This window comes from Type-C symbiont of Plautia stali, assembly GCF_059730935.1.
Window position 1 is genome coordinate 4,013,500 of the sequence record NZ_AP035923.1, and the last position, 25,993, is coordinate 4,039,492.

At 57.7% G+C, this 25,993-nt stretch carries 23 protein-coding genes; 15 read left to right on the forward strand and 8 right to left on the reverse strand.

Annotation, left to right across the window (positions count from 1 at the left end):
• Position 1: 1 nt before the first annotated feature.
• From AC6I7J_RS18890 to AC6I7J_RS18905, 4 genes are all read right to left on the reverse strand, one after another.
• Positions 2-751, reverse strand: coding sequence for a fimbria/pilus periplasmic chaperone (locus AC6I7J_RS18890; protein WP_498006428.1), 750 nt, complete (start codon positions 749-751; stop codon positions 2-4).
• A gap of 14 nt (positions 752-765) precedes the next feature.
• Positions 766-3,312, reverse strand: a complete 2,547-nt coding sequence (locus AC6I7J_RS18895) for an outer membrane usher protein (protein ID WP_215480741.1) — start codon at positions 3,310-3,312, stop codon at positions 766-768.
• Between the two features lie 29 nt (positions 3,313-3,341).
• Positions 3,342-3,878, reverse strand: a complete 537-nt coding sequence (locus AC6I7J_RS18900) for a fimbrial protein (protein WP_021507094.1) — start codon at positions 3,876-3,878, stop codon at positions 3,342-3,344.
• A 63-nt stretch (positions 3,879-3,941) separates the two neighbouring features.
• A complete protein-coding gene (locus AC6I7J_RS18905; RefSeq protein ID WP_021507095.1) occupies positions 3,942-4,466 on the reverse strand; it encodes a fimbrial protein in 525 nt (174 codons plus the stop codon).
• Between the two features lie 566 nt (positions 4,467-5,032).
• Between AC6I7J_RS18905 and AC6I7J_RS18910 the strand changes: the two genes are divergently transcribed.
• The 6 genes from AC6I7J_RS18910 to AC6I7J_RS18935 all read left to right on the forward strand — a co-directional run bounded on the left by AC6I7J_RS18910 (position 5,033) and on the right by AC6I7J_RS18935 (position 10,559).
• Positions 5,033-5,896, forward strand: coding sequence for a YicC/YloC family endoribonuclease (locus AC6I7J_RS18910; protein ID WP_058771011.1), 864 nt, complete (start codon positions 5,033-5,035; stop codon positions 5,894-5,896).
• 604 nt (positions 5,897-6,500) lie between these two features.
• Entirely contained in the window at positions 6,501-7,424 is a 924-nt protein-coding gene (lpxP, locus tag AC6I7J_RS18915; protein ID WP_021507097.1) for a kdo(2)-lipid IV(A) palmitoleoyltransferase, read from the forward strand.
• Positions 7,425-7,477: 53 nt separating this feature from the next.
• Positions 7,478-8,620 (forward strand): alanine racemase, encoded by a 1,143-nt coding sequence (locus AC6I7J_RS18920; protein ID WP_498006431.1) that lies wholly within the window; start codon positions 7,478-7,480, stop codon positions 8,618-8,620.
• A gap of 121 nt (positions 8,621-8,741) precedes the next feature.
• Positions 8,742-9,137 carry a hypothetical protein gene (locus AC6I7J_RS18925; protein WP_021507099.1) on the forward strand — a complete coding sequence of 132 codons (396 nt, stop codon included), beginning with the start codon at positions 8,742-8,744 and terminating at the stop codon, positions 9,135-9,137.
• Between the two features lie 436 nt (positions 9,138-9,573).
• Positions 9,574-9,840, forward strand: coding sequence for a hypothetical protein (locus AC6I7J_RS18930; RefSeq protein ID WP_264240994.1), 267 nt, complete (start codon positions 9,574-9,576; stop codon positions 9,838-9,840).
• A gap of 74 nt (positions 9,841-9,914) precedes the next feature.
• A complete protein-coding gene (locus AC6I7J_RS18935; protein ID WP_088516691.1) occupies positions 9,915-10,559 on the forward strand; it encodes an oligosaccharide flippase family protein in 645 nt (214 codons plus the stop codon).
• A gap of 79 nt (positions 10,560-10,638) precedes the next feature.
• Here AC6I7J_RS18935 and AC6I7J_RS18940 read toward each other — a convergent pair whose 3' ends face one another.
• Positions 10,639-11,328, reverse strand: coding sequence for a response regulator transcription factor (locus tag AC6I7J_RS18940; RefSeq protein WP_021507101.1), 690 nt, complete (start codon positions 11,326-11,328; stop codon positions 10,639-10,641).
• Between the two features lie 288 nt (positions 11,329-11,616).
• Between AC6I7J_RS18940 and AC6I7J_RS18945 the strand changes: the two genes are divergently transcribed.
• Positions 11,617-12,234, forward strand: a complete 618-nt coding sequence (locus tag AC6I7J_RS18945) for a trimeric intracellular cation channel family protein (protein WP_031279636.1) — start codon at positions 11,617-11,619, stop codon at positions 12,232-12,234.
• On the opposite strand, the gene ligB is transcribed toward AC6I7J_RS18945, so the two are convergent.
• Complete coding sequence (ligB, locus tag AC6I7J_RS18950) at positions 12,148-13,917, reverse strand: NAD-dependent DNA ligase LigB (protein ID WP_498006434.1); 1,770 nt, start codon at positions 13,915-13,917, stop codon at positions 12,148-12,150. The two genes, AC6I7J_RS18945 and ligB, sit on opposite strands and share 87 nt — an antisense overlap.
• Positions 13,918-14,155: 238 nt before the next feature.
• Here ligB and gmk point away from each other — a divergent pair, with 238 nt between their 5' ends.
• The 5 genes from gmk to recG are packed head-to-tail and all read left to right on the forward strand — an operon-like array spanning position 14,156 to position 20,018.
• On the forward strand, positions 14,156-14,779 hold the full coding sequence (gene gmk, locus AC6I7J_RS18955) for a guanylate kinase (protein ID WP_021507104.1): 624 nt from the start codon (positions 14,156-14,158) through the stop codon (positions 14,777-14,779).
• A 57-nt stretch (positions 14,780-14,836) separates the two neighbouring features.
• On the forward strand, positions 14,837-15,112 hold the full coding sequence (gene rpoZ / locus AC6I7J_RS18960) for a DNA-directed RNA polymerase subunit omega (protein WP_021314198.1): 276 nt from the start codon (positions 14,837-14,839) through the stop codon (positions 15,110-15,112).
• A gap of 20 nt (positions 15,113-15,132) precedes the next feature.
• Positions 15,133-17,244, forward strand: coding sequence for a bifunctional GTP diphosphokinase/guanosine-3',5'-bis pyrophosphate 3'-pyrophosphohydrolase (gene spoT / locus AC6I7J_RS18965; protein ID WP_021507105.1), 2,112 nt, complete (start codon positions 15,133-15,135; stop codon positions 17,242-17,244).
• A 3-nt stretch (positions 17,245-17,247) separates the two neighbouring features.
• Positions 17,248-17,943 carry a tRNA (guanosine(18)-2'-O)-methyltransferase TrmH gene (gene trmH, locus AC6I7J_RS18970; RefSeq protein ID WP_058759437.1) on the forward strand — a complete coding sequence of 232 codons (696 nt, stop codon included), beginning with the start codon at positions 17,248-17,250 and terminating at the stop codon, positions 17,941-17,943.
• Positions 17,940-20,018, forward strand: coding sequence for an ATP-dependent DNA helicase RecG (recG, locus tag AC6I7J_RS18975; protein WP_021507107.1), 2,079 nt, complete (start codon positions 17,940-17,942; stop codon positions 20,016-20,018). Before trmH ends, recG begins: the two co-directional genes overlap by 4 nt.
• On the opposite strand, the gene AC6I7J_RS18980 is transcribed toward recG, so the two are convergent.
• Positions 20,015-20,500, reverse strand: a complete 486-nt coding sequence (locus tag AC6I7J_RS18980; protein WP_058780488.1) for a MarR family winged helix-turn-helix transcriptional regulator — start codon at positions 20,498-20,500, stop codon at positions 20,015-20,017. The genes recG and AC6I7J_RS18980 overlap by 4 nt on opposite strands.
• A 69-nt stretch (positions 20,501-20,569) precedes the next feature.
• Between AC6I7J_RS18980 and AC6I7J_RS18985 the strand changes: the two genes are divergently transcribed.
• The 3 genes from AC6I7J_RS18985 (at position 20,570) to AC6I7J_RS18995 (ending at position 24,786) form a co-directional block, all read left to right on the forward strand.
• Complete coding sequence (locus AC6I7J_RS18985; RefSeq protein WP_058771002.1) at positions 20,570-21,505, forward strand: quinone oxidoreductase family protein; 936 nt, start codon at positions 20,570-20,572, stop codon at positions 21,503-21,505.
• 90 nt (positions 21,506-21,595) lie between these two features.
• Positions 21,596-22,984 (forward strand): nucleobase:cation symporter-2 family protein, encoded by a 1,389-nt coding sequence (locus tag AC6I7J_RS18990; protein ID WP_132466254.1) that lies wholly within the window; start codon positions 21,596-21,598, stop codon positions 22,982-22,984.
• A 122-nt stretch (positions 22,985-23,106) separates the two neighbouring features.
• Entirely contained in the window at positions 23,107-24,786 is a 1,680-nt protein-coding gene (locus tag AC6I7J_RS18995; protein ID WP_498006438.1) for an AsmA family protein, read from the forward strand.
• A 201-nt stretch (positions 24,787-24,987) separates the two neighbouring features.
• On the opposite strand, the gene fabY is transcribed toward AC6I7J_RS18995, so the two are convergent.
• Positions 24,988-25,935 carry a fatty acid biosynthesis protein FabY gene (fabY, locus tag AC6I7J_RS19000; RefSeq protein ID WP_021507112.1) on the reverse strand — a complete coding sequence of 316 codons (948 nt, stop codon included), beginning with the start codon at positions 25,933-25,935 and terminating at the stop codon, positions 24,988-24,990.
• Positions 25,936-25,993 lie beyond the last annotated feature (58 nt).

Below are 25,993 nucleotides of genomic sequence, written 5' to 3' on the forward strand. Positions count from 1 at the left end.
CTTACTGCTCCACCTTGTTACTGACGACGCTGCAGCTGTCGCCGGCACACTTCAGCGCCAGCGTTGGACGGCCGCCGTAGTCGTTGATGTAGGTTAATAGCGGCGCGCTGCCCAGGTCTGCTGCGTTCACGCCCAGATCGATACTGGTTTTTGGCGCGACCATTACCGGTTCAAAGCTCTTCTTCAGCGACTGGCCTTTCGCTGGCTGTGCATCCACCAGCGTAATGAAGTAAGGCGTGGGATTATTCAGCTGGTAGCGTGCACCCTTGCGCGTCAGCGTCAGTTTTTCCTGCCATGGCGTCACCACTGACGGATTGCTCACCACGATCGCTTCCGGGCGATAGAACAGCTTGATACGCGTCTGCAACGCGATTTGCAGCACGTTGCTCTTCTCGCTGCGCGGCGGGATTTCACGCATGCTGAAATAGAACACCGATTCACGATCCTGTGGCAGCGCCTTGATGGCTGGCAGCGCCTGCACTTTCACCACGCTGCGTTCGCCCGGTTCGACGCGCTGCACCGGTGGCAGCAGCACCAGCGGTGACGTAATTTTTTTACCGCTGCTGTCTTCAATCCAGCCCTGCGCCAGATAAGGCAGCTGCTTGTTTTCATTGCTGATATTCAGTGAGACGTTTTTTTCGTTACCGTTAAAAATGACCCGGGTGCGATCAAGCGCAATCGCCGCGTGAGCCTGCAGCGATAGCGTCAGCGTGGAGAGCAGCAAGGCGCCGCTCAGCGTTTTTACCAGCATGATTAACTCTTTCCTTACGTTGAAGAAGCAGGCGCGGCGCGGCGCGTGCAAAGTAATAACAAGTTCTGTCCTTCGTCGAGCAACTGCTGCGGCAGAGGATCGGGCAATGCCAGCTGACACTGGGTTTCGCCGTTCCAGCGCACATCCATGCTGGCACCGGCCTCAATGCCACTCAGCCATACCAGGCCGTCATCATCCAGAATGCCCACTTCGCGTCCGTTACTCTGGACGCTGGCACCAAAGGGCGGCCAGCTGCCATCTTCCAGCCGGATAGCAGCCATGGCTTTAATGCCTTTAATCACACCAAAACGCCGGTAACCGATGGCGCCTTCGGTCAGAGTGATCTGGGTTACCGGGCGCGACGCTTCCACGTTGTCAGCCAGTCCGGTGACATCGATACTGGCGGTGTTGCGGTAATAGCTGTTCACATCCGAAATCACCGCTTTGCCAAAGAAATTGGTGTAGGTGTTACTGCCGCCACCGTTGACCGGCACGCCGGAGACGCCATCGGTATCGACCATCAGACGCGTGCTGCCGGGCATACCCAGCCGGTGCAGCGCCGCGCCCTGCGGCGTGAGCGTTAAACCGCCCTGCAGTGACAGGCTGGCGCTGCGGTACTGACCCTGCTGCGCGCTGGCGCTGGCCGTCATGCTGGTCAGACTGCCCTGATGACTGTAAAACCCGCTGAACGACTGACGGCGATCGTTATTGAGGCCGGCGCTCAGGCTGTAGCTGTTGTTACTGTCCAGCCGGTCATAAAAACTGGCCGAGTGGGTGGTTTGCTTACCGCTGGTTTGCTGGCTGTAGCTCAGGCTACTGTCACCGCCAATCGGCATACTGAAGTTGAGGTAAACGCTGTCATCGTTTTTGCCGTTATATTGCGTCCGGTTGAGCGACAGACTTAAACTCAGATTCTTAAACCGGCCGACATCAAAGTAGCGCGAGGTGGAAAAGCTCCAGCGATCCAGCGGGGCACGATCCCAATAGGTCTGATGGCTGTAGCTGAGGTAACTACTCAGGTTCAGGCTGCGAAAGTGCTTGTTGAGCGTAATGGTGTAGAGCTCTTTGCTGTTAGAAACCTGCTGGTTGCGATAACGCGCGTCGAGATACTGCGGCAGACTCATAAAGTTGCGCTGCGAAAAGCGGTAGCCGGCAAACGTCACCTGACCATCAAGTTCCTCGAAGCGTTTGGAATAGCTCAGGCGATAAGAGCCGCCGCTTTTGTTGCCCTGCTGCGGCAAGCCAGCCTGAGACTGGGTGGCATCAAACGAAATGGCGCCCAGCAACAGCAGATCGCGTCCCAGACCCATCGATAACGCTTTGTAATTGCCTGCGGCCAGCCCGCCGCCGTACATCGACCAGCCGTTACTGATCCCCCAGGAGAATTCGCCGGTGGCAAACGTAGGGCCCTGCGTTTTGTGCTCTTCGCTGCCTGGTTTGCCGCTGGCGAATTTGTAACGCACGCGGCCCGGACGGGTCAGATACGGGATGGTGGCGGTATCGACGCTAAAGGTCTGTACGCTGCCGTCCTGCTCCTCGACGCGCACGTCAAGCTGGCCGGAGACGGCATCATTGAGATCCTGAATACGAAATGGACCGGCAGCCACCTGCGATTCATAAATCACCCGTCCCTGCTGGCTAATGGTGACTTTGGCGTTGGTTTTGGCGATACCGGTTACTTCCGGCGCATAGCCACGCAGGTTGGGCGGCAGCATGTTGTCATCGCTGGTGATCGCCGCACCAAGATAGCGAAAGCTGTCAAACATGCCGGAATCGAGATAGTTCTCGCCCAGCGTGGCTTTCGCCTGGAGAGAAGGCAGCGGCCGATAGGCGTAAAAGCGTGTCCAGGTGAATTCCTGGCGATGGCTGCCCGTGCCACGATTTTGCTGCATCTGCCAGTCCGCACGCAGGCGCCAGGCACCGGCGTTAACGCCACCGGTGCCGTTGCCGCTCACACTCTGGCTTTTAGCGCCGTATTGCGCACGCGTAGTGGAGGCAAACAGGTTGTAATCCATTAACAGGCCCGGGACGCCGTTATCCCAGCGAGACGGCGGTTCCCAGTTGGCGGCGCTGTACTCCAGCCATGCTTGTGGAATGGTGATGTTGAGGCGAGATTCACCCAGATTGCCGCGCACCTGCATGCCGGAGATGGAATCCACCGCCAGACACTGGCCGTCCTGCAGCCACGACGCGTTTTTCAGCACTTCCGGTTTCAGCGCCAGTTTATCCACCATTTCGGGTGTCAGGCAGGGCAGACTTTCATTCGGCGCGTTTTCGGGCGCGTAGTAGCGCACCAGCATTTCCGGAATCTGTGTCTGGTTGACGCGCAGCTCCATCATGTATTCGCCCGGCATGATGTAGCCAGCCTGAGCAAACTGCGACAGATCGATGTTTTGCCGATCGTTGAGATCAAGAATATCGGTGTTGAATGACACTGCACCGGCAGCGAAGAGCGGAGCACTGTAGCCGAGGGCTAACATTAACGCCACGCTGAGCGGCGTCAGCCTGATACGCTGCCTGCGCGCACATGAGGCTGGCGCAGTTAATGAAGCCTTTTTCATGGCAAGCGGTGTCCGTAAACCGTGAAAGATCAGTTGTAATTAATGTGAAAACGAATCGCGGCGGCGTAACTCCCGCTGTGCAGTTGCTGCTGGTTGCTGACCAGCGTGAGCCGATAACGCAGGTCGTGCTGCTGCGTCAGATGCTGATCGATCGGCTGCGCCTCACCGGGAGCAATGGTGTTGCCCTGCGTATCCGTAATCATCAGCTCTACCCCTTTGGCATCGCCATACACAGCAAAACGCTGCTGACCCGGCGGGCCATCGTGGTCAAAGGTGATAGAAAAGGTGCGTGCCACGCCTCCCGACGCGCTGTACTCCACCGGACAATTCACCAGCTGGATAGAGAAGGGAAAACCCGGCCCTTTACCGTCACGTTGCAGGCGCGCCAGCGGCAGCACCCCCATCGCGATGGTTTGTTCAGCATCATCGACCTTAATGGCGCAGGCACCCTGATGAATGGCGCCGCGTAACGCAACGCGGCCGCGGTCGATCAACTGTTCGGCGCGGCAGTCATTGATGAAAAGCACCGATGCCGAAACTATCGCCGCAGGCATAAAACGACTCATCGCCGCAGTTCCTTAAGCGAAAAGATAGAGTGGCGGGCAAGGAAGCCCGCCAGTCTCTGACCATTACTGATAGTTCAGTGCGAAGTCAGCCACGCTCTGGAATTCGCCCGGGACGATAGTCTCAGAAGCGCCGCCACCCTGCAGGAAGGCTGCGAAGGAGAGCTGGTTGTTGCCGTCCATCAGTTTTTGCGCTGGTGTTGCGGTACCCAGTTCAATTTCGGTATCGCCGAAGTTGATGCCGATCGCCGCGCCTGATGCAGTACCGGTGATAGCCAGTTTGCCCGGGATAACCTGAGAGCCAGTACCGGCAAAGGTCACGGTCACTTCTTTCTTCGTTGCGGTGTCGCAGTTTTCCAGTTTGATCTGGAATGGACGCGGTGTAGAACGGCCACCGTCTTTCAGCGCCAGGTTGGAAATCTGACCCAGCTCAACCGTCTGATCGACTGAACCTGGTTCGATGGAGCATGGCGCATCAACAATCGCACCTTTAAACGTCACAGTACCGTTACCTTCACCTGCTGCCATCGCAGAACCCGCCACCAGAGACATAGACAGACCTAAAGCCACAACGATTTTGTTCATGTTCATTTGCTGATTTCCATTTAGGTGAATAAAACAAGGAGCGCGTTCTGCGTCGGTCTTATTCAATTTGCTGTGTATAGAAAAATTTAATTACTTATATTTTTCCTGATGGCCGTCCACATCATTTTTGTGGTTGTCGTCCTCAAGTGGTGCCAACGATAGAGATCAATTTTGCCCTGCGCAACGGTATTTTCGTTATATATGATCAAAAACAACACTCACAAATCCATTATGTTTTAACGGTTATTAAAGCTATTAAAATCAAGGTATTGACACAATTCACAGCTTTGCATCAGTGTTTTAATGATTTTAATCAAGGGAAAAACCCTGCCCGTTCACAAGCTGGCGATAATTACCGCAGGTCAATTCACGCAGTAGCTATTTTTTCGCCAGATTAAAACGTTATTTATCTCTGCATTCACAACCTTGATATTTTTATCGCCTGAAAACATCGGTAAATAACAATAAACGCGGTTGTCAAAGGCCTGGCACCCTGCTGTGCGTTTACGCCTATCATGCCGGGAGCACCCTCGCTATAATTCGAAGAACATTTCCTGAATGAGTAGAAGCTTATGATCCGCAGTATGACCGCATACGCCCGCCGTGAAGCCAAAGGCAGCTGGGGCAGCGCCGCCTGGGAACTGCGTTCCGTCAACCAGCGTTACCTCGAAACCTACATCCGCCTGCCGGAGCAGTTTCGCAGCCTGGAGCCGGTGATTCGCGAACGCATCCGCAACCGCCTGACGCGCGGCAAAATCGAGTGCAACCTGCGCTTCGACGCCGATGCCAGCGCCCAGGGTGAGCTGCAGCTGAATGAGTCGCTGGCTAAACAGCTGGTGCAGGCGGCGAACTGGGTGAAGATGCAGAGTGATGAAGGCGCAATTAACCCGCTGGATATTCTGCGCTGGCCGGGCGTGATGACCGCGCAGGAGCAGGATCTGGATGCCATCAACGCGGAACTGCTGCTAGCGCTGGATGGCGCGCTGGACGATTTCATCATTGCGCGTGAAAGTGAAGGCAACGCGCTGAAAGCGCTGATCGAACAGCGGCTGCAGGGCGTGACCGAGCAGGTCAGCAAAGTGCGCGCGCAGATGCCAGAAGTGCTGAAATGGCAGCGCGAGCGTCTGGTGAGCAAGCTGGAAGAAGCTGAGGTTCAGCTGGAGAACAATCGCCTTGAGCAGGAACTGGTGATGATGGCCCAGCGTATTGATGTAGCCGAAGAGCTGGATCGCCTCGATGCGCACGTAAAAGAGACTTACAACATTCTGAAGAAGAAAGAAGCCGTCGGCCGTCGCCTCGACTTTATGATGCAGGAGTTCAACCGCGAGTCGAACACGCTGGCGTCGAAATCGATCAATGCGGACATCACCGCCTCGGCAATTGAGCTCAAGGTGCTGATCGAGCAGATGCGCGAGCAGATCCAGAACATCGAGTAACGCTTATCTCTGTAAAGCCCTGCTCAGGGCTTTATCTTTCCTTGCTAACAGCAGCCATTACGCCGGTTTGTATAGCGCCTGGTTGCTGGATCCCACGGTTTTACGGCCTGCCGCAGGTATGCGGTGAGATTTTGCTGCACACCGTAGCCATAGGGTAAGCCTGATTGAGCTATAACGCTTCCATATAGACACAATAGTGTCTGAGCATGGCTTTTTTAGCGTCAAATGGACATTACTGTGTCTGGAACTGGCTTGCAGAAGCTACCAGTTGCAGTGGTAGACCAATATTTAATTTTCGCAATGTAAGGATTATTGCCTGAATGATGAACAACTGTGTCTGTTACTGACCGAAAATGACATATAAATTTAGCCAGCCAATCCACCAACCTATTGTTTTTAAGCAGTTTAAACCCAATCCGATTTCATTCTCACGCCAGTTAGTGCACGATCCATCAATCATCTGAATCCTGAAGATTGCAGAGTTTACATATCTTATACGGCACTATTTGCTAAAGTGCCGGTCGTAATAACTACAGTTGTACCGCACCAGGAACCATGGACCGACTTCTTCGCGCGTTACATTCACTCCTGACATGAAGGCGCTATGAAGAAAACCGGGCAGTTCTGTTCCAAACTTTTGCATCCCCGCTACTGGTTTACCTGGTTCGGGCTGGCAGTGCTCTGGCTGCTGGTGCAGCTCCCCTATCCTTTATTAATCCGGCTGGGTGCGACGGCGGGCCGGTTATCACGCCACTTCCTGAAGCGGCGCGAACGCATCACGCGGCGTAACATCGAACTCTGCTTCCCGCACATTAATGAAGACGAGAAAGAGATGATGATTGCCGGCAATTTTGAGTCGCTGGGCATGGCGCTGGCGGAAACCGGCATCGCCTGGTTCTGGTCCGATGCGCGCGTGCGGCAGCTGTTTCAGGTGCACGGCATCGCCAATCTTCAGCATGCGCAGAGCCAGCAGCGCGGCGTGATGGTGATTGGCGTGCACTTTATGTCGCTGGAGCTGGGCGGCCGTATTACCGGACTGTGCCAGCCGATGATGGCGATGTATCGCCCGCACAATAATCAGGCGATGGAGTGGGCGCAAACCAAAGGGCGCATGCGATCCAATAAAGCAATGATTGATCGACGCGATCTGCGCGGCATGGTTCAGGCGCTGAAACAGGGCGAAGCCGTCTGGTTCGCGCCGGATCAGGACTACGGCCCGAAAGGCAGCGTGTTTGCCCCGCTGTTCGCGGTCGAGAAAGCGGCCACCACTAATGGCACCTTTGTGCTGTCGCGGCTGGCGAAACCGGCGATGCTGACCATCGTGCTGATTCGTAATGCGCGCAAAGACGGCTATCAGCTGATCATTCAGCCGCAGCTGGAAAACTACCCGCATGATGATGAAGCGGCCGCCGCGGCGTACATGAATCGGGTGATTGAGAAAGAAATTCTGCGTGCACCTGAGCAATATCTGTGGCTGCATCGCCGCTTTAAAACCCGTCCGCCAGGCGAAGCTTCACTTTACGTCTAACCGGCGCTCGTGAATGATAGTCCGCACCAAGACATAACCTGCGGACTATTATAATGGAACACTCTGAGACAGCAGGCTGGCTGCGACCGCTGCACGCCGACCAGCTTACGCCCTACCTGGAAGTTGATGCTGCGCGCCTGCAGCGTAACCTGCAACTGATGCAACAGAAAGCCGATGCCGCCGGCGTCGCGCTGCGTCCCCACATCAAAACTCATAAAAGCGTCTGGATCGCTGAACAGCAGCACCAGCTGGGTGCGCGCGGCATTACCGTGTCGAAACCGAGCGAAGGCGTGGCTTTTGTGCTCGGCGGGGCACGCGATGTGCTGCTGGCCTATCCCGTGGTGCACGCCGCCGCGCTGACCGAACTGTTGCAGCTGGCGGCACAGCATCAGGCACGCATTACCTGCATCGCAGATTGCGCGGCGGGCGTGAGCGCCATTGCCGCCGCCCATCAGCAGCAGCCGGACTGCGCGCTGGCGATCGCAATTAAAGTGGATGTGGGTCTGCATCGCGTTGGCGTCGATCCGCATAGCGATAGCGCGCTGACGCTGGCGCAGCAGATTGTCGCCAGCGGATTGCCCTTCGCCGGGCTGATCTCGCATGCGGGTCATGCGTACGCTGCGGGTCATGCCACGGCGATAGCTGAGGTGGCGCAGCAGGAGATCGCGCTGATGCGTGACCTGCAACGGCGGCTGCTGGATGCCGGTTTTGCCCCTTGTCCCGTCTCGGTTGGCTCCACGCCCACGGCGCTGGCGGCACCGGTAGCCGCTGGCAGCGATGAAATTCGTCCCGGCAATTATGCCCTGCTGGATCTCACTGCCTGGCGTCTGGGCTTGTGTGAGGCGGATGCGCTGGCGTTAACGGTCGTGACGCGCGTGGTGGCCGTTAATCCTTATTACGCCATCATTGATGCTGGCTCCAAAATGCTGAGCTCGGACAAAGGCCCGCACGGCACCAATGCCAGCGGTTTCGGCATCGCGGTGGACAAGCATGGCCATCAGTATGAAGTGCAGAAGTTGTCGGAAGAGCACGGCTTTTTAACCTACGGCGAACATGCGCCTGCAGTTGGCGCCCTGTTGCGCATCTTCCCTAATCACAGCTGCGCGGTGGTGGCGCAATCCGATCGCTTCGTGCTGCGTCAGGCCGACGGCAGCGCCGGACTGCATGACATTCAGGGGCGCGGCCGTTTTATCTGACAAAAAACGCTGTTGCAGCACACTTCCGTCACCGGGCCGTTTGCAGTCCGGTGCCCTTCAGTTAAGGTGACAGGCGATGCTTCAGGTTTAATTTGTCGTTTACCTGCCCCGCGGAGGCTCCATGCTGCCATCTCAGACAGTGACGCTCACCATTCCCCGTAACTGGTTAGATCTGTACGAAACCATCTGGAAACCCGAATGTTTTGCAAAGTGGGCCAGCGGCCTGAGTAGCAGCACGCTGACGCAGGAAGGCCAGTACTGGAAAGCGAAAGGCCCGGAAGGCACAGTGAAGATTCGTTTTACCCCCTATAACCCGTTTGGCGTGATGGATCACTGGATCGACACCGGCAGCGGTAAAGAGATTTATATGCCGATGCGGGTCATTGCCAACGAGCAGGGTGCCGAAGTCGTCATGGTGGTTTATCGCCAGCCGCTGATGTCTGACGAGAAGTTCGCCGGGGATGTTGCCTGGGTAAAACGCGATCTCGAGCGTCTCCTGCATCTGTTAACCCATTAGAATCAATGCATTATCCCACCAGCCGCCCTTTATCCTGCGCTGGACGCAATCACTAAAAAGCGGCATTTTTTTCGCGCAGCGGTGTTTAACTGTTTCACCGCGCGCAAAGCGCATTTTCGCACCATTCACTAGTCTGGCTAAAGCGTCATAACCGGGAAAATTCCTGGTCGTGCCGGACTGGCGAGAGCTGAGTGCTTCTGATTTATCTCTGTTTTTTCCTGTGCACTGACTTGTTCAACTTTGCAGCGCCATAAAAGGTGGAAAAGGACTAATAAATTGTAAAGACCAGAACTTATATATTCACATCCATATTCTGAAACCATTTATTCCTGCAGTCGATTTATAGGAGTTTTCTTATGGTGTTAATTTAAATAAAACACGGTATAACTCCTTCACACACAGCAGTACTTAATAATAAAAACAGCAGGGACATAACATGGATCGCTCAACCTATCCTTTGTTATCTGAAAAAGAATTCGTTGAGGTTGCCAGACGGATACTGGCCGGAAAATATAATAATGCAAAAGGATTTTATAACGATCTCGCGGATTTCCTCCTGACCGGAGGAGATACCGCGCAGACGCCACAACAATTACGCGCCAGGGGCATCATTTTATTATCAGAGCATCACTTAATTAACAGCATCGCAACGTGGCCGGCCCTGAAAGGTATCTCAGGACTGCGACAGGAAGCGCTGCATTGATGTGATCTGTACTCTGGGCCGCCGCCCGGGTGAACCCTTAATTGCACTGGTACATGTACCATAATGAGCAGAGTATGGCGATACGCGAAAGAAATCTGGCCAGCGCCAAATGGTCAGTGTTGTCATCCATAAAAATCGTTGGCATTGGGGTATTACAGCTTTCACTGCTGGCGCAAATCCTGCAGGCAAATGAGCTCAATTTGCTCGCGATTGCCGTAGTGATATTATTAGTAATTGATACACTAGCCGATCGCGGCTTCGGTAACGCACTTATTCGCTATCAAAGTTTAAATAACAGCGAACTCTCGACGCTTTACTGGGGTAATGTATTAAGCGGTTTATTTATTTTTGCCGCGCTGTTTATCGGCAGTGACATTTACAGCCGAATAATGGGACAGCCGGAACTGGCAATTATGCTGGAGATGATTTCCGTTATCTTTATTATTATTCCGCAGGGGCAGCACTATCGCGCCATCCTGCAACGGGAAAAACAATTTACGCGCATTGCCTTTACGGAAACGTCTTCCGTGCTGGCAGGGCTGGCGGTCACGCTGTTTACCGTGTGGCTGACGCCGTCAGTGCTGTGCGCCATCTGGGGTTACCTGGCGATGGTTTCCATCAGAATGCTGATCTACTGCTACTACGGGCGTCCCTGGTTCCAGCCGGAATACCGTTTTAGCCTGAAAGCTTTCGCCGCAGTGCGAGCAAGAAACGGATAATAACAACAAGTCTGTATGGTGGGCTCTGGGCATCTGCAAGATGCGTTCGCGTGCTGGTTACCAGCACGCTTTTTTCTTTTTATGCTTCCAGTAACTCTTCCAGCGAATGATAAGCCAGCTCGCTCAGCTTGCCATTGCGGTGCAGGCGCAGCCATCCCACCAGCATGCGCAGCTCGTCAATCACCATAAACAGATCGGCCATGTCGTTTTTGCTTTTCACCTGCAGGCGGGTTAGCGCATTCAGCTTGTGTGCATTGACCGTTTTATGGCTGATACCGAGCCGGTTACCAATCTGCTCCGTGTTATAGCCCCACGCCAACATCAGCAGCACCCGTAGCTGCCGGTCCGGTAGCAGAATGTCAGCCCCCTCCTGCAACTGCGGTATCCCGCCGGCGATACAGGCCAGCAGGCAACGACACAGCGCGGTGTGTGAGGATTTTAAATCGAGGACGCTGAGTCCGGGCAGATAACGACTGAGGGCGTGCATCATCGGCAACAGGCGTCGCGTCAGTACCAGCACCTGCATAGCCGGAAACTGCTGCTGCAGCGCATACAGCACTTTGAAGGTGCCACTCAGCGGCATATTTTCGTGAAAGATAAACACCAGCAAGCGGGGTCGCAGCTTTTCACACTGCGAGATGACGGTACTGAGCGACCAGAGCTCATGCGCCCGGCAGCCCACCGGTAATGCCGTCAGCAGGCTTTCCAGCCCGAGTGCCGCCAGCTTATCGGAGGAGTAGTAGAGGATGTCTTCGCTGTGTTTTTTCATGCCTGTCCAGAGTTGCTGCACGTCGCGCCCGTAAATGATGAGCCTGAATGAGCAGGCATTAATCAGGTACGACACATCATCGGCGAAACTTAAATCAGGGCCGATCCGCCGTCTCGCATCATTTTTATTGATGCGAAAACACCAGCTGATAACCGTAGTTCCTCTGTAGCAAGCCCATCAGCAGGCTCGCCATCAGGATGGCTAATCCGAAAACATTTTTTTAGAAAATCTCAGTGGTCTACACTCTGGGAAATCTTTAGCCTTGCCGCCAGTTTACTGGAGTGCTCTATGTTATTAACCGTCCTGTACATCATTGGTATTACCGCCGAAGCAATGACCGGTGCGCTGGCAGCAGGCCGACGCAAAATGGACCTGTTCGGCGTCATTATTATTGCGTCGGTCACGGCGATTGGCGGCGGCTCGGTGCGCGATATTCTGCTGGGCCACTATCCGCTCGGCTGGGTGAAACACCCGGAATACATCATGATCGTCGCGGCGGCGGCCGTGGTCACCACCTTTGTCGCGCCGCTGATGAATCATCTGCGTAAAGTGTTTCTGGTGCTGGATGCGCTGGGTCTGGTGGTGTTCTCGATTATCGGCGCACAGGTTGCGCTGGATTCCGGCCATGCGGCGATCATCGCCGCCATCGCCGCAGTCATCACCGGCGTTTTTGGCGGCGTGCTGCGCGATATGTTCTGCAACCGCATTCCGCTGGTGTTCCAGAAAGAGCTGTACGCCGGCATCGCTTTTGCCTCCGGCTGGATGTATATCCTGCTGCTGAAAACACCGCTGGCGCATGAAGTGGTGGTGATCATCACGCTACTGTTCGGCTTCTTCGCCCGCCTGCTGGCGCTGCGCTTCCGCCTCGGTCTGCCGATTTTCAACTACCCCCACCCCGAGCACTGACGGCTGCGCCGGGATATTCTGCTGCTGCAGAAAGTGAATCAGCGACTGCAGGCGCGCATCCTGCAGCATCGTCACCAGCCGCTGTGCCAGGACGTTGCCGATACCCGGCAGCTGCTGCCAGCTGTCGGCTGAACGCGCCAGCAGCTGCGACCACTGCGTATCGGGCAACGCCTGGAGTGCCGTGCGCGGCAGCGGTAAGCCCAGCGCGCTGATCCAGCGGCGCAGCGGCTGCTGGCGCGTCAGGTTAAAGCGATGCCAGATCTGCCGGGCGCGTACGGTGGAGATGCCCTGCGCCTGCGCAATCTGCTCTGGCGTGAGCGTCAGCCAGGAGAACAGGTGGCTGATGCTGCCGCCGTCCAGCAGACGCTGCCAGCTACTGCGCTGCATGCCAGCAATATCCAGCACTGACTTATGACTCAGCCAGCTGAGGCGCGACAGAAACTGCGCGCGACACCCTGCGCTGAAGTGCAGGCAGCTCAGCGGATTGAATGCGTCGTCCTGTGGCGGCAGCGGATAGTCGCGCTGCGCCACGCGCCAGATCACCCGTTCCAGCCGCGGGATCCCCAGCCCGGCCAGCGACAGCGTGACCTGATCGCCGGCGATCACATCCCACTGCTTCCAGCGACGCAGCGAGCCCAGATTGACCCGCCGGACTGTTTTATCCTCCAGCTGCACCGGCTGCAGGTTCAGCACCACTGCAATTTTGCCGGTGCGTCCGACGTTGAAATCCACCGACAGCACTTCGCTGCTGACTTCAGCAGGCTGATATTTCCACGCGGCCGACCAGCTGCCCTGCCCGGGCTGCCAGTCGCGTCCGACGCGCTGCGGTGACTGATGAATCACCACACCATCGGTGACAAAAGGCAGCGGCTGGCGATACCAGCGCTCACGCCAGGCCGCGACCTCCTCTTCATTACTGACCTGGCGGCTCCACTGCTGCGTCAGGGCAAAGCCCCACTGCGTAAGCTGCGCCAGCCGCGCCTGCATCATCGGCGGCCCATCCGGCCATGCCCAGATAAACACGCCAATGCGCGACAACAGCGGACTGGCTTCGCGCCGCATCATGGCGCCCGCCACCTGGGCGCGCGCATTCTGACCGCCGTCGCGCGCCTGCTGGTGATCGGTCATCGCCAGGAACAGTTCGCCCTGCAATACCACTTCCGCACGGTCGGTCGCGATATGCTGCGGGATCGCCGCAATGTGCGGCGCTTTCGCCAGCCACTGTTCACCGCGCAGTCCGTCGCCCCGGCTGATCAGGCCAGCCAGTTCGCCGTGGCGATACACCAGCGTCACCGCCACGCCATCGACTTTCGGCTGCACCCACAGCGCCGGTTTATCCTGCATCCAGTAGGCCACCGCCAGCTTGTCACGCAGCTTGCGTACGCCGGTATGCGCCACCGGGTGCAGCGTGCTGCCGTCGGTGCTGAGCTGTGCCGCATAGCCGGGCAACGCCGGCGTGAAGCAGCGCTGCCACTGCTGTAAGCGCTGCTGCAGGCTGTCGTAATCGGCATCACTTACCGGGCTTTGCCCCTGACGGTAGTAGGCATCATCCCAGTAGCGCAGCTGGTTGTGCAGCACGCCCATCTCCTGTTCAGCGCGCACCGGTGACCAGTTGGGACAAACCGCCATCCCATTCGCACATCCCGCCAGCAACATCGCACCCAGCCATCTCCATCCTTTCATCGTCGCCTCCTTTTTTGCTGATTGCAGCGTGCCGCGGTGAGTGACACCAGCGTTAAAAAGCCGATTGTGGAGCGAGGCTGACGGGTTTTTGTGCGAATTGCAGAAAGTTGCGCTGCCGCTGGAGGGCGCGCACAGAAAAAGAATTGCCGCGCGCGGGCGGCAAACGCTGCGTGCTGCGCTTAAGCCGTGTATACTGTGCAGGAAATCGACTCCGCTCTTTACTCAATTCAAGATAACCATGGCTCAAGGCACGCTCTATATTGTTTCCGCCCCCAGCGGCGCAGGTAAATCCAGCCTGATTCAGGCGCTGTTAAAGACACAACCGCTGTACGATACGCAGGTGTCTGTTTCTCATACCACCCGCGGCGTGCGCCCCGGCGAAGCGCATGGTGAACACTACTTTTTCGTCTCAAAGCCTGAATTCGAACGCATGATCGCCGAGGATGCTTTCCTTGAGCATGCGGAAGTGTTTGGCAATTATTACGGCACCTCACGCGCGGCGATTGAGCAGGTGCTGGCGACCGGCGTTGACGTGTTTCTCGACATTGACTGGCAGGGCGCACAGCAGATTCGCCAGAGAATGCCGGCCGCCCGCAGTATCTTTGTTCTGCCGCCGTCCACCGAAGAGCTGGATCGCCGCCTGCGCGGCCGCGGTCAGGACAGCGAAGAGGTGATCGCCCGCCGCATGGCGCAGGCAGTGGCAGAAATGAGCCACTATGCCGAATACGATTATTTGATTGTTAATGATGATTTCGATCTGGCGCTGTCGGATCTGAAAACCATTATTCGCGCAGAACGTCTGCGTATGGGTCGCCAGAAAGCGCGACATGATGCTTTAATCAGCAAACTATTGGCAGTCTGAAGTCACTTTCAGTATTATGCCCAGTCATTTCTTCATCATCTGTGGAGTAGCACACCTATGGCACGCGTAACCGTTCAGGACGCAGTAGAGAAAGTTGGTAACCGTTTTGACCTGGTGTTGGTCGCTGCACGTCGTGCACGTCAGATGCAGGTAGGCGGCAAAGATCCGCTGGTTCCGGAAGAGAACGATAAAGCCACGGTTATCGCCCTGCGCGAAATCGAAGAAGGCCTGATCACCAACCAGATTCTGGATGTCCGTGATCGTCAGGAACAGCAAGAGCAGGAAGCCGCTGAGTTACAAGCCGTTACCGCTATCGCTGAAGGTCGTCGTTAACAGCACTCTGCAGGTCAACCTTGTATCTGTTTGAAAGCCTCAATCAGCTGATTGAAAAATACTTGCCTGAGGAGCAAATCAAGCGCCTCAAGCAAGCTTACCTTGTCGCACGTGATGCCCACGAGGGCCAGACACGCTCCAGCGGCGAACCCTATATCACCCATCCCGTTGCGGTTGCCTGCATTCTGGCCGAGATGAAGCTCGACCACGAAACGCTGATGGCGGCGCTGCTGCATGATGTGATTGAGGATACGCCCGCCACCTATCAGGACATGGAACAGCTGTTCGGAAAAAGCGTGGCCGAGCTGGTGGAAGGCGTTTCCAAGCTCGATAAGCTGAAATTCCGCGACAAGAAAGAAGCGCAGGCTGAAAACTTCCGCAAAATGATCATGGCGATGGTGCAGGACATTCGCGTCATCCTGATCAAACTGGCTGACCGCACGCACAACATGCGCACGCTGGGCGCGCTGCGTCCGGATAAAAAACGGCGCATCGCGCTGGAAACGCTGGAGATTTACAGTCCTCTGGCGCACCGCCTTGGTATTCATCACCTGAAAACGGAACTGGAAGAGCTCGGCTTTGAAGCGCTCTACCCAAACCGTTTCCGCGTGATTAAAGAGGTGGTGAAAGCGGCGCGCGGTAACCGTAAAGAGATGATTCAGAAGATCCTGTCGGAAATCGACGGGCGTCTGCAGGAAGCCGGCATTCCGTGCCGCGTCAGCGGACGTGAAAAGCATCTCTATTCGATCTACCGCAAAATGCACCTGAAAGAGCAGCGATTTCACTCGATCATGGATATTTATGCCTTTCGCGTCATCGTGAAAGACCTCGATACCTGTTATCGCGTGCTCGGTCAGATGCACAGCCTGTACAAACCGCGTCCCGGACGCGTGAAAGATTACATCGCCATTCCCAAAGCCAACGGCTATCAGTCACTGCACACCTCGATGATCGGCCCGCACGGCGTGCCGGTTGAGGTGCAAATCCGTACCGAAGATATGGATCAGATGGCGGAGATGGGGGTGGCGGCCCACTGGGCTTATAAAGAAGCCGGCGAAAGCGGTACCACCGCGCAAATTCGCGCCCAGCGCTGGCTGCAAAGCCTGCTGGAGCTGCAGCAGAGCGCCGGCAGCTCGTTTGAATTCATCGAAAGCGTAAAATCCGATCTGTTCCCGGATGAGATCTACGTGTTTACGCCGGAAGGCCGTATCGTCGAACTGCCCGCTGGCGCCACGCCGGTGGATTTCGCCTATGCGGTGCACACCGATATCGGCCACGCCTGCGTCGGTGCGCGCGTCGATCGCCAGCCGTATCCGCTGTCGCAGGCGCTGACCAGCGGCCAGACGATTGAAATCATTACCGCACCTGGCGCCCGGCCAAATGCCGCGTGGCTCAACTTTGTGGTGAGCTCAAAAGCGCGTGCCAAAATTCGCCAGCTGCTTAAAAACCTCAAGCGCGAAGATTCCGTTAACCTCGGTCGTCGTCTGCTGAGCCACGCGCTCGGCGGCAGCAAAAAGCTGGCCGAAATTCCGGCGGAGAATATTCAGCAGGAGCTGGAGCGTATGAAGCTCTCCAGCATCGACGATCTGCTGGCGGAGATTGGCCTCGGCAATGCCATGAGCGTGGTGGTGGCGAAGAACCTGCTGCAATCCGGTAGCGAACCGTCATCTGGCAGCAGCAAGCGCAGTAAAAAGCTGCCAATCAAGGGCGCTGATGGCGTGCTGATTACCTTCGCCAAGTGCTGCCGTCCAATCCCTGGCGATCCGATTGTCGCGCACGTCAGTCCCGGTAAAGGGCTGGTGGTGCATCACGAATCCTGCCGTAACATTCGCGGCTACCAGAAAGAACCGGAAAAATTCATGCCGGTTGAATGGGATAAAGTGACCGATCAGGAGTTTGTCGCCGAGATTAAGGTGGATATGTTTAACCACCAGGGCGCGCTGGCCAACCTGACCGCGGCAATCAATACCGCAGGTTCGAATATTCAAAGCCTCAATACCGAAGAGCGTGACGGTCGCGTTTACAGCGCCTTCATCCGCCTCACCGCGAACGATCGCGTCCATCTGGCCAATATCATGCGTAAAATCCGCGTGATGCCGGACGTGATTAAAGTTCACCGTAACCGTAATTAGTGCATGAACGCTCAACGTTTTGCTCGTATCCAGGAGATGCTGGCCATGCGCCAGCACGATCTCACCGTCTGCATGGAGCAGGTGCATAAGCCGCACAATGTCTCTGCGGTGATCCGCACCGCCGACGCCGTCGGCATCCACGAAGTGCACGCCGTATGGCCCAGCGTGCGTATGCGCACCATGGTGTCCGCGTCGGCGGGCAGTAACAGTTGGGTGAAGGTGAAAACCCATCGCCACATTGCTGATGCGGTGCGCCATCTGAAAGATCGCGGCATGCAGGTGCTGGCGACCCATCTGTCAGACAAAGCGGTCGATTTCCGCGAGATCGATTACACCAAACCGACCTGTATTTTGATGGGCCAGGAGAAAACCGGCATCACCGCTGAAGCGCTGGCGCTGGCCGACCGCGATATCATCATTCCGATGGTCGGTATGGTGCAGTCACTGAATGTCTCCGTGGCCTCCGCGCTGATTCTGTATGAAGCCCAGCGTCAGCGGCAAAACGCCGGCATGTATCGCCGCCAGCACAGCCTGCTGGACGAGGATGAGCAGCAGCGTCTGCTGTTTGAGGGCGGGTATCCGGTGCTGGCGCGCGTAGCGAAGCAGAAAGGCCTGCCCTATCCGCACATCAACGCGCAGGGCGAAGTCGAAGCCGATGCCGCCTGGTGGGCCACCATGCAAGCGACGGGTAAAAAATGAAAGGCCGTCTGCTGGATGCCATTCCGCTCAGTACCCTGACCGGCGTCGGCGCCAGCCAGGCGGGTAAGCTGGCGAAACTCGGCCTGTTTACCATTCAGGATCTGCTGCTGCACCTGCCGCTGCGCTACGAAGACCGCACCCAGCTGTACAAAATTAACGATCTGCTGCCCGGCATCTGGGCGACGGTGGAAGGTGAAGTGCTGCACAGCGAAATCACCTTTGGCCGCCGCCGCATGCTGGTATGCCAGATCAGCGACGGCAGCGGCGTGCTGACGATGCGCTTCTTCAACTTCAACGCCGGCATGAAAAACAGCCTGGCACCGGGCCGTCGCGTTACCGCTTATGGCGAGATCAAACGCGGCCAGCGCGGCGCTGAAATCATTCATCCGGAGTATCGCGTCCAGGGCGAGCTGGGTGGCGTTGAGCTGCAGGAAACCCTGACGCCGGTTTATCCCACCACCGAAGGTATTCGCCAGGCCACGCTGCGCAATCTCACCGATCAGGCACTGACGCTGCTGGAGAGCTGCCCGATTGCCGAGCTGCTGCCGCCGGAATTGAGCGGCGGTTTGATCAGCCTGCCGGAGGCGCTGCGCACCCTGCACCGGCCGCCGCCGGACCTGCGCCTGAGCGAGCTGGAAACCGGCCGTCATCCGGCGCAGAAGCGTCTGATTCTCGAAGAGCTGCTGGCGCACAATCTCAGCATGCTGGCGGTACGCGCCGGCGCGCAGCGCCATCACGCCCTGCCCATGCCGGCACGCCACCAACTGGTGGATAAACTGCTGGCCGCGCTGCCATTCTCGCCCACCGCGGCGCAGCGGCGCGTGGTCGCAGAGATTGAGCGCGATCTGGCGCATGACTTCCCGATGATGCGCCTGGTACAGGGTGATGTCGGCTCCGGTAAAACGCTGGTGGCTGCCCTGGCGGCGCTGAACGTGATCGCCCACGGCAAGCAGGTAGCGCTGATGGCGCCGACCGAACTGCTGGCAGAACAGCACGCCAGTAATTTCCGCCAGTGGTTTGCGCCGCTTGGCGTAGAGGTTGGCTGGCTGGCCGGAAAGCAGAAAGGCAAAGCGCGCGAAGCGCAGCAGGAGGCGATTGCCAGCGGTCAGGTGGCGATGGTGGTGGGCACGCACGCGCTGTTCCAGGAACAGGTGAAGTTCAACGGCATGGCGCTGGTGATCATTGATGAGCAGCACCGTTTCGGCGTGCATCAGCGGCTGGCGCTGTGGGAAAAAGGCGAAGAGCAGGGTTTCCATCCGCATCAGCTGATCATGACCGCCACCCCGATTCCGCGCACCCTGGCGATGACGGCCTACGCCGATCTCGATACCTCAACCATTGACGAGCTGCCACCGGGCCGTACGCCGGTGACCACGGTGGCGATTCCCGATACCCGCCGCAGCGACATCATCACCCGGGTGCAGAGCGCCTGCCACGAGGGCCGTCAGGCCTATTGGGTGTGTACGCTGATCGATGAATCCGACGTGCTGGAAGCGCAGGCGGCGGAAGCCACCTGGCAGGAGCTGAAAGTGGCGCTGCCGGACCTGCAGGTCGGTCTGGTACACGGGCGTATGAAGCCGGCGGAGAAACAGGCGGTAATGGCGGCGTTCAAGGCCAACGAAATCCAGCTGCTGGTGGCCACCACGGTGATTGAGGTTGGCGTGGATGTGCCCAACGCCAGCCTGATGATCATCGAAAACCCGGAACGACTTGGTCTGGCACAGCTGCATCAGCTGCGCGGACGCGTTGGCCGCGGTGCCGTCGCCTCACACTGCGTGCTGCTGTACAAAGCGCCGCTGAGTAAAACCGCGCAGAAACGCCTGCAGGTGCTGCGCGACAGCAACGACGGTTTTGTCATCGCCCAGCACGATCTGGAAATTCGCGGTCCGGGTGAACTGCTCGGCACGCGCCAGACCGGCAACGCCGAGTTTAAAGTCGCCGATTTACTACGCGATCAAAGCATGATTCCGGAAGTTCAGCGCGTGGCGCGCCATATCCACCAGCATTATCCCGAACAGGCTCAGGCGCTGATCGAGCGCTGGCTGCCGGAAACCGAGCGCTACAGCCACGCTTAATCCAGCTGCGGCTGTCGATCCACCGCCATAAAATCCCCGACGAAGCGCTGTAACAGGCGCGTTAACTCAGCACGCTCTTCAGCTGGCCAGCCAGCGAACAGCTGCTGATAGATCTGCGTGCGCGCCGCGTCGATTTTGTCCGTCATCGCTTTTCCCGCCGCCGTGATCACCGCCTCATTGATCCGCTTGTCTCTGGCATTTTTCTGCCGCTGCGCCAGCCCCAGCTCTTCCAGCTTCGCCACCTGGCGGCTGACGGTGGTGTAATCGCGCCCGGCGCGATCCGCCAGCTCGACCACGCCGAGGGGACCAAAGCGGCCAATCTGGATCAATAGCGGAAACAGGGCACGATCCAGCTGGATACCGGACTCTTTTATTAATAATTCATCGCGTTGCGGACGATTAAAGGTGCCGACGATCATTAGCAGCGCGTTGTGCAAATCATCGAAACCGGCATTATTATGTGTATTTTGCACGCTTTTCATTGACGTCATCCCAGAGCAGGCCTAATGTGTGCATATTACACATATTATCCGATGAACTGAAGGTGAAACATGAAAGCAGCTATTGTCAGTGCCGCAGGTGAGAAACCGGTATGGGCCGATTTCCCGGCACCGCAGGCCGATGAACAGCATGTGGTGGTGACGGTGAAGGCCGCCGCCATCAGCCAGCTGGCGAAAGCGCGAGCCGCCGGCGCCCATTACAGCGCCGGTAGCCACTATCCGTTTATCGCCGGTATTGATGGCACCGGCACGTTGAGCAACGGCGATCCGGTCTATTTTCTCGCCTTTAGCGCGCCGTGGGGCAGTATGGCGCAGCAGACCCGGGTGCCGGCTGCGGCGGTGGTTGCGCTGCCGCCGACGCTTGATCCGCTGCTGGCTGCGGCAATCGCCAATCCCGGCATGTCCTCGTGGGCCGCACTGACGCGTCGCGCGCAGTTTCAGGCGGGTGAAACCGTGCTGATCAACGGCGCAACCGGCACCTCCGGCGGGCTGGCGGTGCGCATTGCGCGTCACCTCGGTGCCGGGAAAATCATCGCCACCGGCCGTAACCGCGCGGTGCTGGAGCAGTTGCGCACGCAGGGCGCGGATATCATCCTGACGCTGGATGAACTGCCCGGCGCGCTGCCAGCGCTGATGCAGCAGGGCATTGATGTGGTGCTGGATTATCTGTGGGGCCAGAGTGCGCTCGACATCATGCACGCGGCGGTGGCCGGCGGTGAGAAAACGGTGCGCTTCGTGCAGATTGGCTCGCTCAGCGGGCAGGAGATCGCGCTGCACAGTAAACTGCTGCGCTCATCCGGGCTAACGCTGATGGGCAGCGGACTGGGCAGCGTCTCTGACAGCGAACTGATCGCCTGCATTGGTGAGATGCTGAACGCCGCCGCTGAAAGTGACTTTTCCATCGCTTTTCAGCAGCGTCCGCTGAGTGAGGTAGAGCAGGCGTGGCAGCAGGATGACAGCCGCTGCCGCACGGTGTTTACGCTCTAAATCAATCGCAACTAAAAGGGGCATTGCAAACGATTGCTTTCACAACGCAACCGTTTAAAATCGCCCCTTTGTTGTTATTGAGAAGCCACCATGTCCGTCAATACTGCTGAATCCCGCCAGCCTGCCACTGCGCCAGGCGAGAGCAAAAGTGAACTGATTTACCGTCTTGAAGATCGTCCGCCGCTGCCGCAAACGCTGTTTGCTGCCTGCCAGCATCTGCTGGCGATGTTTGTGGCGGTGATTACCCCGGCACTGCTGATCTGCCAGGCGCTCGGCTTACCGGCGCAGGACACGCAGCACATCATCAGCATGTCGCTGTTTGCTTCGGGCGTGGCGTCCATTCTGCAAATTAAAACCTGGGGACCGGTGGGTTCTGGCCTGCTGTCGATCCAGGGCACCAGCTTTAACTTTGTCACGCCGCTGATCATGGGCGGTATGGCGCTGAAAAACGGCGGTGCCGATGTGCCAACCATGATGGCGGCGCTGTTTGGTACCCTGATGGTGGCTTCCTGTACTGAGATGTTGCTGTCACGCGTGCTGCACCTCGCGCGCCGCATCATCACGCCGCTGGTGTCCGGCATTGTGGTGATGATTATCGGTCTGTCGCTGATTCAGGTCGGCCTGACCTCGATTGGCGGTGGCTTCGCCGCCATGAACGATCACAGCTTTGGGGCGCCGAAAAATCTGCTGCTGGCCGGTGCCGTGCTGGTGGTTATCATCCTGCTCAACCGCCAGCGCAACCCTTATCTGCGCGTCGCGTCGCTGGTGATCGCCATGGCGGTGGGTTATGCGCTGGCCTGGGCGCTGGATATGCTGCCCGCTACCCCTGCACCCACCAACCAGGCGCTGCTGGCCGTGCCATCGCCGCTCTATTACGGCCTGGGTTTTGACTGGAATCTGCTGATCCCGCTGATGCTGGTGTTTATGGTGACCTCGCTGGAAACCATCGGCGATATTACCGCCACCTCCGATGTCTCCGAACAGCCGGTCAGCGGTCCGCTGTATATGAAGCGTCTGAAAGGCGGCGTGCTGGCCAATGGTCTCAACTCGTTTGTGTCGGCGCTGTTCAACACCTTCCCTAACTCCTGCTTCGGTCAGAACAACGGGGTGATTCAGCTGACCGGCGTGGCCAGCCGCTACGTGGGCTTTGTGGTAGCGCTGATGCTGATCGTACTCGGCCTGTTCCCGGCGGTGAGCGGCTTTGTGCAGCATATTCCGGAACCGGTACTGGGCGGAGCCACCATCGTGATGTTTGGTACCATTGCCGCTTCTGGCGTGCGCATCGTGTCGCGCGAACCGCTCAATCGCCGCGCCATCATGATCATCGCGCTGTCGCTGGCGGTGGGCCTCGGCGTATCGCAACAGCCGCTGATTCTGCAATTTGCCCCGGACTGGCTGAAAACCCTGCTGTCATCCGGCATCGCCGCCGGGGGTATCACCGCTATCGTGCTTAACCTCGTCTTTCCGCAGGAAAAGTAATGCTGCTGGCAGGCTACGGCCTGCCTGTTATTTATCCGCTTTTTCATCCAGGCTGTTGAGCTGTAACGGTAATTCAGGCATAACAACCACTCACCGGATAAATATCGGGATGGATGGATGCGATGAAATTTTTAGGCAAGTTTTTCCTTACCTTGTTACTACTGATTCTGCTGGCGCTGGTGGTTCTCTATGTGCTGCTGCAAACCCAGTGGGGCGCAGGCTGGTTTAGCCGTTGGGTAAGCGATAAAACCGCCTGGCATTTGTCGCTGAGTAAGATTGAGCACAACTTCTCCTCGCCTTCCCACATCATCCTGGATGACTTCAGCTTCGGCCACGACGGCCAGCCGGCGGTGCTGGTGGCGAAGCGCGTCGATCTCGGACTGGCACTGGTGCAGTTCAGCGATCCGCTGCATTTCGACAGCATTGAAGTGCGCGACGGCGACATCAACCTCGCTAACCAGTCACCACAAACCACGCTGCCGATCCAGGCCAACCGGCTGCAGCTCAATAATGTGCAGATCGAAAGCCCGCACAGCGCCCTGCCGCTGGCGGCGCAGCGGGTCAACGGCGGCATTGTGCCGTGGAAGCCCACGCCTGACGATATGCTGGGCAGCGATGCGCAGTTCCAGATGAGCGCAGGTGCCATGACGCTGGACGGCGTCGCCGGTAACAACGTGCTGCTGCAGGGCAATATCGCCAAACGCCGGCTGGTGCTGAGCAATATCGGCGCCGATCTGGCGCGCGGCTCAATGACCGGACGGGCCGAGCGCGACGCGCGGGGTAACTGGCAAATCAACCAGCTGCGTCTTAACGATATTCGCCTGCAAACCCAGCAGAGCCTGAGCGAGTTCCTCAGTCCGCTGCGTGACGTGCCTTCGGTGAGCATTAACCGGCTGGATATGACCGATGCGCGCCTGCAGGGGCCGGACTGGGCGGTGACCGATCTCGATCTGACCCTGAAAAACATCACGCTGCGCGGCGATGACTGGCAGAGCGACGACGGTTCGCTGGCCATGAACGCCGGCAACTTTATTAACGGCAGCTTTGAACTCAACGATCCGATCGTCAACGCCGAATTCTCACCGCAGGGCATTCAGCTGACGCAGTTCAGCTCACGCTGGGTCAACGGCGTGATTCGCGCCAGCGGCAGCTGGACGCGCAGCGACAAGCGCCTGACGCTTGACGATTTAGCCATTGCCGGCCTGGAATACACGCTGCCGCAAAACTGGCGCGATCGCTGGCAGCAGACGCTGCCGGGCTGGCTGGATAGCGTGCTGGTGAAGCGTGCAACCGCTAACCGTAATCTGGTGATTGATATTAATCCGGCCTTCCCGTTCCAGATGACCGCGCTTGATGGTAATGCAGAGAATCTGCTGCTGGCGCGCCAGCATCAATGGGGCATCTGGGCGGGCAAAGCCAGCTTTAACGCGGCGGAAGCCACCTTTAACCGCACCGATTTGCGCCATCCGTCGATTAGCCTGAACGCCAGCGATCGGCAGATTGAGGTCAGCGAGATGAGCGCCTTCAACGGTAGCGGATTACTGGAAGGCACGGCAACCGCAGGACAGGAAGCACAGCGTCCGTTTACGCTGAACCTGAAAGGCCAGGCGGTACCGGCAAACGTGCTGCAAAACTGGGGCTGGCCTGCGCTGCCGCTGAGCGGCAGCAGTAATTTGCAGCTGCAGCTGAAGGGCTCGCTCAGCGCGGGCGCACCGTTACGTACCAGCGCAGAAGGCAGTTTGTCGGTGACGACGGATACGCAGTCGCTGCAGCAGACGATGCGTGGCGGGCAGGTGCAGTGATTGCATGACCGATCGCGCTGAAAAGCGCGATGCGGGCGCGTCAGGTCATCGCCAATCGCACAATATTTGTAGCGGCGCGATTTATCGCGCAATAAATTGCGCCGCTACCAAAAATGCAACTGTTGTTGAATGCATTTGAATCTTAGCTGGCAAGCATTACGCCATGCAGAGTGACCCTGTGGTTTTTTGCGCGCTGCGTGGTTAATTAATACGCGCGCCTGAACCGCCCTCTTCCAGCGGTCCGTCGGGATCGGCGGGTAACACGATGTAAACACCTTCAAACACCGCGCCCAGTTCATCATCCCCAAACAGCTCCACCTCCATCTGTACGCGTGCTTTTCGTCCGCGCGCCAGCCGGTCGAGATCGCCGCTCAGCGAGCCGAGATCGGCGATGGCGCCGGGCCGTCCGCTGATGGGTTTGCTATAGCGTATATGCGCATCGGCCAGAATGATGGTGCCGCCGAGATGGCGTTCGCGCAGCAGCAGCCAGATCAATCCCCAGCCGGTGAGCGTGGCGAGTGAAAACAGGCTGCCGGCAAACAGCGTGTGGTGCGGGTTCTGGTTGCCGGCTTCCGGCATGGTGGTAACAAACTTCTGCCCGGTATACTGCAGAATGCGCACGCCCATCTTTTCGCTCAGCGGGATGTGTTCGTACCACGCCTGCTGCAGCTGTCCACACCAGTCGGCGCGATGCAGAATATCATCCAGCGTCACCACTGGTTTAATCATCAGGAAGTGGCGCACCGGCGTGGTTTGCGGTGCAGTAATTTCGCCCTGATTGACAAAGCCGAGCTTGGCAAAGAACTCCACCGCATCCTCGCGCGCGCTACAGGTGACGCGTTTGGCCCCTTCCTGGCGCGCCACCGACTCCAGCGTCATCGCCACCAGCGTACCCAGCCCTTTGCCCTGCACCGACGGATGCACCGCCAGAAAGCGGATCGCCGCTTCATTTTCCGCATTGATATACAGCCGGCCTACCGCTACCGGTTTGCCGTGCTCATCCACCACCATCTGGTGATGCGCCAGCGCATCCCAGGCATCACGTTCTGAGCCCTGCGGCTGGCGCAGCGGCTTCCGTAACATTTCCCAGCGGAACTGGTAATACATATCCAGCTCTTCCGCCGTTTGCGGTACGCGAAGATGATACATAAAGTGATTCTCTCGTTCGGAGCTTGCGTGGCTGATCCCTTGCCGCTCGGCTAAAAAT